6 protein-coding genes and 1 rRNA gene are annotated in these 6,607 nt (G+C 38.6%); 3 read left to right on the top strand and 4 right to left on the bottom strand.

The annotated features are described in order from the left end of the window. Positions 1-221: 221 nt before the first annotated feature. Entirely contained in the window at positions 222-833 is a 612-nt protein-coding gene (locus DNJ75_RS13820) for a M17 family metallopeptidase (protein WP_224742316.1), read from the bottom strand. A 92-nt stretch (positions 834-925) separates the two neighbouring features. Further along, positions 926-2,224 carry an IS701 family transposase gene (locus DNJ75_RS13815; protein WP_117004030.1) on the bottom strand — a complete coding sequence of 433 codons (1,299 nt, stop codon included), beginning with the start codon at positions 2,222-2,224 and terminating at the stop codon, positions 926-928. Between the two features lie 495 nt (positions 2,225-2,719). On the opposite strand from DNJ75_RS13815, the gene DNJ75_RS13810 reads away from it, so the two are divergent. After that, positions 2,720-3,073: a hypothetical protein gene (locus DNJ75_RS13810; protein ID WP_117004029.1), complete on the top strand. Its 354-nt coding sequence runs from the start codon at positions 2,720-2,722 to the stop codon at positions 3,071-3,073. Further along, complete coding sequence (locus DNJ75_RS13805; RefSeq protein WP_117004028.1) at positions 3,073-5,163, top strand: ATP-dependent helicase; 2,091 nt, start codon at positions 3,073-3,075, stop codon at positions 5,161-5,163. Before DNJ75_RS13810 ends, DNJ75_RS13805 begins: the two co-directional genes overlap by 1 nt. Positions 5,164-5,181: 18 nt before the next feature. On the opposite strand, the gene DNJ75_RS13800 is transcribed toward DNJ75_RS13805, so the two are convergent. Together DNJ75_RS13800 and DNJ75_RS15745 are read right to left on the bottom strand one after the other, a co-directional pair. Further along, a complete protein-coding gene (locus DNJ75_RS13800) occupies positions 5,182-5,751 on the bottom strand; it encodes a disulfide bond formation protein B (protein ID WP_117004027.1) in 570 nt (189 codons plus the stop codon). Between the two features lie 20 nt (positions 5,752-5,771). Then, positions 5,772-5,930 carry a DUF5993 family protein gene (locus tag DNJ75_RS15745; RefSeq protein ID WP_191092797.1) on the bottom strand — a complete coding sequence of 53 codons (159 nt, stop codon included), beginning with the start codon at positions 5,928-5,930 and terminating at the stop codon, positions 5,772-5,774. Between the two features lie 373 nt (positions 5,931-6,303). On the opposite strand from DNJ75_RS15745, the gene DNJ75_RS13795 reads away from it, so the two are divergent. Continuing rightward, positions 6,304-6,607: ribosomal RNA gene (locus tag DNJ75_RS13795) — 16S ribosomal RNA — on the top strand; the annotation flags it as partial.

The following is a 6,607-nucleotide window of genomic DNA, read 5'->3' as shown; positions in this document are numbered from 1 at the left end:
TCTGAAACATAATAAGAATTGTCATAATTTCACTCACTGCTAACTGTTGCGCTTTGCCATATTTTCTGTTTCTATCCATGCCAATTTGTTTGAGTTTAAGTTGCTTTTCATAGATAATGCAAAAGTCGTCTATGCGGCAAAATGTTGAAATAAGTAGTTCTATCATGTTGATCTTGAGAAATTACCATAAGAATTACTTATTTTAACACCATAAACCCCTTTTAAATCAACGGTTTTAATTCCGAACTCAGGTTAACTAAATTTGGTTGCCAGTCGTAGTTATTGCTAAAAATTGCAGAATACTCAGTGCCCAGTGCGCGTACCGCTGCAGCGGTTAATGTTGCATAGTCAATAATGAGCTCAGGTTTGTCTTGGCTTGCCAAGCATAATGTATCAGATAAAGCCATACGCCCTTCAGCATCCGTATCAACCACTTCAATGGTTTTACCATTTAATGCGGTGACAACTTCATTGGGCAAAAAAGCACGTTCTCCAATGTTGTTATTGGTAATTGCAAGGTAACAATGTACTTGATAAGGGACTTGCAAAAGGCTTAATGACAGTAAGCTACCAACAGCAACCGCACTGCCCATCATATCGTCATTCATGCCATACATATATTGTGGTTGCTTTAGGCTCACGCCACCGGTGTCAAAACAAATTCCCTTGCCAACAAGCGCAATTGTTTTGTTATAGTCTTTAGGCGTATACGTTAGCTTTACAATGCCTGCAACTTCCGAGGCACGTGCCACCGCACTAAAGGCACCAGCACCCATTTGAGCCAAGCTTTCTTTGTCATAAAGTGTGTATTGCCAATCCTCGCGTTTGGCAATATCTTCCAGTAGACTGATATACTGAAGTTTAGAGTTTTAAACATTAAATTATCAATCAGTCGATCTAATTGCTAGCTCACGCAACTATGCTTTTAAGCGGCTTTATCTACTTTTCTGTGCCTGCCACGATTTATATGCGAAATTGGAATAGTGAATTTTCTTGCTTTTGCACACCATGCAGCCCGAATTTCGAACTGCGAAAAAATACGCCAAAGCCATATTCGTACTAACCCAGCCGTCATCGGTTGATTCTGCCTCCAAGGAATAACATTAAGATCAAACTTCCACTCAGCAAGCTTCAAAATAAGTAATTTTGGTAGCGCATAGGCTGCAAAGATCAAATGCGTCCAACGATGTAATACTTGCCTGGTTTGTTGCCAAGCATTTTTCCAACCCCATCTGTTCTTCACATCGTCAAAGACAGGCTCAATATAGTAGCGTCGGGCATAGCCTAAAATGACATCAACACCACTGACTTCAGCATGACTACATAACAGTAGACGTGGTTTTGACCAAACACCATCGGTTAATTCAAATTCACACCAAACAGCTCGAACGATTCGACCATTTAAAAATCTAGCAACTGCCGCTATTTCGCAATATCTCAATCGCTGTTTGCGACCATATAGTCTCGCCGTAATATACTGCTTTCTCATACTTTGTATGTCACCATTCTCAATTTTAATACCATACTTACGCGGACGTCCACGTCGCTTAGTTACTGTCACTGGCACAAAATATAATGCGGTATCAATTCGCGCTTGACCGATGACGATCAGATCATGTTGAAGCGCATAAAGTATGACTTTTGCTTTCATATACCAACAATCCAATAGCAGCACATCTTGTTTACAGAAAAATGAGGACACGGCTCTAATCAATGTGCATGCAATGTCCAGCTTATTTGTATTGCCAGAGACTTTGCTTAGGCGTGCTAAAACAGGTATGCCAATAAGTCGTGATAATCCACCAAGCACACAACCTAATACAACCCAACACTGTCCTCGAACATAATGAGGGCGATTCCCTTTATGACTGTGATCATAATGCGTTTGACTTGAGGGGGCTTTTGTTGATAAACGCAAAACCAAGGTATCGTCAATTACCCAAAAACGCCAACGTGCTGGAAACTGCCGCAAAATAAAGCCAATCAGTTGTCTTGATAGATTTAACCATGACCACTGACCTTTCTCTATCCATTTATAATAGCTTCCCCAGTGCTTAACACATCCTGAGGCAAGATATGCCTCACTAACAAAGCCTTGTGAGCTCAGCATGCAGCCTACGAGTAATTCAATAAAAGTCGGAATTGATCTGATGGGTATTGCTTGTGTTAAATAATTAATGAATTCGCTTATAAATCTTGTTGGTTTATCGTTATAATCTTCCATGTGATTGGTTCGTTGTTTTGTTTGCACTTATAGCCTGCCAATCACCATGCCATAAGTCGATTTAAAAATCCCCTCACACTAAAAAACATTCTGATCGCAGGTTCGAGTCCTGCAGGACCCACCACCTTTAAACCCTTTCCCCATAGGCTTTACAGAGAAATTAATTGCGAAGCTTCCAAGATGAATCTTAAACTGTAGGTAACGTATAGGTAACAAGAAAAAACGTTGTTATCTTGCTGCTTTCTAAGGCGGAAGATAACGTTAGGTACCTAAACAATAGTTTTTTGGTAATAATGGATATTCGGGTCAAGCCCGAATATGACGATTTGTGGTCATTCTCGGACTTGATCCGAGAATCCAAAAAATACCTGATAATATTTGCATGCGTACTTAAACCTTTCATTGTAATAACTTGCTCACATGCAACGGGAATTACTGTTTCATTACCAAAAACTTAGTTACAATGCGAGTCTATTGTTAACAGGAGCCTTATTCGTGACTATTGCTAAGAGTGCAGCTGTTTTGCTGATATTGCTATTGATCACCTATTTAAGTTATATCTACTTGGGAGCGTATCGTATTGCGTTTGCTTATTTTGTTAGTTGGGTTTTAGCTATCTTTGTTTTTTGTCTCATGCTGTATGCGATGCGCTCTTTTGTGAAAGAGGAAAAAACCTTAACGTTGGCAAGTTACTTGCATTGCTTATTTAGCGACATCTCTATGGCAATAAAACATATCGTTGCATTCTTGTTAATATCATTCAAATCATTCACTTTTTTAATAATTGGTAAGCTTGTTAGCATTAGCAAAAATAGCGTGAAAGATAAGAAGCGAAAAAGTATTAACTAATGAATAAGATGACAACCATTTGCTATACCCCTGAACAGCAGGCGATTATTGAGCATAATCTATCTCAGCATGCATTAGTCTCTGCCGTTGCTGGTAGTGGTAAGACACAAACCTTAATTGCTCGCATTGAGTTTTTACTAAAAAATGCGGTGAATTCCAGTGAGATTTTGGTGCTTATGTTTAATAAATCCGCAGCAAATGACTTCACGCGAAGATTAAACGCGCTCAACATTAGTGCAGCTATAGATATCAAGACCTTTCATGCATTAGGACTTAAAACAGTTGGTTTTTTAGAGAAAAAAGGACTATTGCCAGCAGCACAATTAATCGATAAAAAAAGTACACTTGAGAAGTTAGTGCGAGAAGCACTGCAGAAAACTAATCAGCTCCTTAATGAAAAGGGGCTAATAACACCGGAGATTATTGATCGTTATCAACAATATATCGGGCTTTTGAAATCAAGCTTGGATCTTAAAAAGGTGCTTAAGCAAATAGAGCTATCTGAGCAAGGTAAAGTGGAAAGCTTTTTTCGTTTCTATGAACAGCTAAGAGCACATTATCGCTGGCGTACATTTGATGACTTACTATATGAACCTATGAAAATATTGAGTGCTAATAAAGCACTAGCGGCGCGCTTTGGTAACCGCTATCGCTATGTCATAGTTGACGAGTATCAAGATATTAATGATGTACAGCAATCTTTGCTTAAATTGATTTCAAACAATGCTCAATCGGTAATGGCAGTTGGTGATATCGATCAAACAATTTATGAATGGCGTGGTTCTCGACCATTTTATATGCTTAAGGGTTTTGCGCAAGATTTTAAAAACGCTAAAACATATACTCTATCATTAACCTTTCGTTATGGGCATTTGCTATCAGTCATGGCAAATGAAGTGATTCAACATAATAAACAACGATTAAAAACATTATGTTTCTCAGCACCTGAAGCGGCAAAAAAAACCGATGTGAATATCATCAGTAAAAATAAATTAAAGTTACTGATTCAAGAGGTTGCAAAAAGCATTCATGATGGTGAATATAAGCTTAAGGATGTTACGGTTTTAGTTAGAAAGTATAGTTCGGGCGTGCTGCTAGAGCTATCTTGTTTGCAAGAAGGTCTAGATTACCATATTGCCGATGGTCAAAGCGTATTTAAACTGCCACTAACACAATCGATTTTTGGTTATTTATCTTTAGTGGATAGGGGGAAATATTTTCAGCAATTCCCAGAGCAGGTACGCAAAGAAAAAATCATGCAAATGCTATCGCTTCCTGGCTTATATCTAAATATCTCGCAACTGGAGTGTTTAAGCGAGTTGCTCAGCGTAAATGCATTAAAACCAATGCTTGCCTTGCAAAGCTTCAAGCAACAATATGATCTGCCGTTTCATCAAGTATCGCGCATTAAAGAGCGTCTTGAGCTTTGGCAAAGCATGCTTGATGTTAAGCCAAAAACGCCAGCGTCAACGGTGGTTAAGATGTTATATACACTACTGGATCTCTCGAGCTATTTGGCAAAAAAGGCGGCAGTGAGTCCTGTCTATACTGATAGTGATGTTGCTGATGCGTGGCTTAATTTTAGCTTGGAAATAAAGCAGACAATCACTGAGTTTTTAGATCATTTTAATGCCTTACAGGTGCAGGCAAATCTATCAAAGCATGATAAAAATGGATTGCTTATTAGCTCAATTCATAAAGCAAAAGGTTTGCAATGGCAGCATGTCATTCTATTTGACATGACAGAGCAAAGCTTTTTTAGTAATCTCAAAGACAAACCGCCTACCAATGATGAAATAGAAAGTGAACGCCGTTTGTTTTATGTGGCAATCACGCGCGCTATTTCAAAGCTAAGTATTGTTGCGGGAAATGATGTTGCTAAGCTTAATAAATGGTTTTTTGAAGGTATCAGTGGCGCGCCACAGGGTTTGCGTAAAACCAATTCAGTACGCTTTTTATATGAAAGCCATCTGCATCAATGTGAGATGTTGCTAAAAGCGCATTTAGATCAAGATGACATCGCATTAAGGCAAAAATCAAAACACAGCGCCCCAATGGCGAGCTATCTTAAGAAATTAACAACAGCATGAAGCGCTGATATGTATTTATTAGAACATATAAGCCACTGGGTTGTCAGGACATTCACTTAATCCGCATTCGGCAAAAGTAGAAATTAAATTGGCAGCTATAATAAATACAAATAGTGCAAAAACAATGTGAGTAAATGTTTTTACTTTCTTGTCTTTCGCTTCTGCGATTTCATCTTTGTTTGCTTTGATTTCATATTGTGATGATAACCCTAGTGCAATAGCAATATAAATAATAGCTATAATGCAAAGCACAAATACCCACGTATACATATGTAAGCCTAAAACGGCTGAGCCATAACCATGCGGGTCATTGATGTGAAGTGCGATTTGGCGCATAGCAACAAATGAAGTTAGTACGGCTGAGAGCAATGATAAGCTATAGTGAGCAGGGCACACGTGATACCTTATATTAAGTAAAAAACCGAAAGCAATACCCAGTAGCCCTAGGCGTTGAAGTAAACATAAAGGGCAAGGAAGTTCACCTAATATAAATTGAAAAGAAAAAGCCATCACGATGACAAGGATAATGGCAAGTATTTCAATGGCATTGAGGCATTTTACGAAGTTATTTATTTTTGATCGTTGCATGTTTAAGCTCCTTTTTGCCATTAAAAATATAAACCAAGGTGATCTGTGGCGTGATGTAAAAATACAAGTCCCATTGCAATAAGGAAAACGCAAAAGAATATGATCCCCATTGTGCGATGCATCCATGCGCTAATAACACTTATTAGTAGTAGGAAAAAAACGATTAATATTCCGGGCATATGATTACTCCATTAATTTTTGTGATATCCAAAGCCAGTATAGTGCAAAATCATATATTGTGTGAATGAACGCTGGGGCAAGTTTAAACTCATAGTTTATGTATTGAAAAGACGATTTTGATCACAAAAAAATCAACTTTGTATCGAATCAAAATAAACTTTAAAAAAACTGTAAAAAACAGCTTGCCAACCAAAAAAAAATCTGTAGAATTGACTCCTGTTCTCAGTGAGAATGTTCGTGAGAATGCCTTGGTAGCAAGGTTTTCAAGATGTTTAAAGAGATATAAAATGTAGATACTTAAATACTTTGAGCAAAAATTTTTGCAGGTTGTTAGTTCTTGTTTTAGGACGGGAATTGGTGATCTAAGGATTTAAACTGAAGAGTTTGATCCTGGCTCAGATTGAACGCTGGTGGTATGCTTAACACATGCAAGTCGAACGGTTTTGTTTCTTTCGGGGAATGAGATAGTGGCGGACGGGTGAGTAACGCGTAGGAATCTGCCGTACAGTGGGGGACAACAGTTGGAAACGACTGCTAATACCGCATGATACCTTCGGGTCAAAGGTTGCTTAGGCAGTCGCTGTACGATGAGCCTGCGTTGGATTAGCTAGTTGGTGAGGTAAAGGCTCACCAAGGCGATGATCCATAGCTGTTCTGAGAGGAAGATCAGCCACAC

This window comes from Cysteiniphilum litorale, assembly GCF_003428165.1.
Taxonomy (GTDB): Bacteria; Pseudomonadota; Gammaproteobacteria; order Francisellales; family Francisellaceae; genus Caedibacter; species Caedibacter litoralis.
Note: the sequence above shows the minus strand (reverse complement) of the source record. Positions and strands in the feature narration are given on the sequence as shown.

Coding starts and splice junctions, on each gene's coding strand:
- DNJ75_RS13815 (WP_117004030.1), bottom strand. CDS start 2,224: ATGGAAGATTATAACGATAAACCAACAAGATTTATAAGCGAATTCATT.
- DNJ75_RS13805 (WP_117004028.1), top strand. CDS start 3,073: ATGAATAAGATGACAACCATTTGCTATACCCCTGAACAGCAGGCGATT.
- DNJ75_RS13800 (WP_117004027.1), bottom strand. CDS start 5,751: ATGCAACGATCAAAAATAAATAACTTCGTAAAATGCCTCAATGCCATT.
- DNJ75_RS15745 (WP_191092797.1), bottom strand. CDS start 5,930: ATGCCCGGAATATTAATCGTTTTTTTCCTACTACTAATAAGTGTTATT.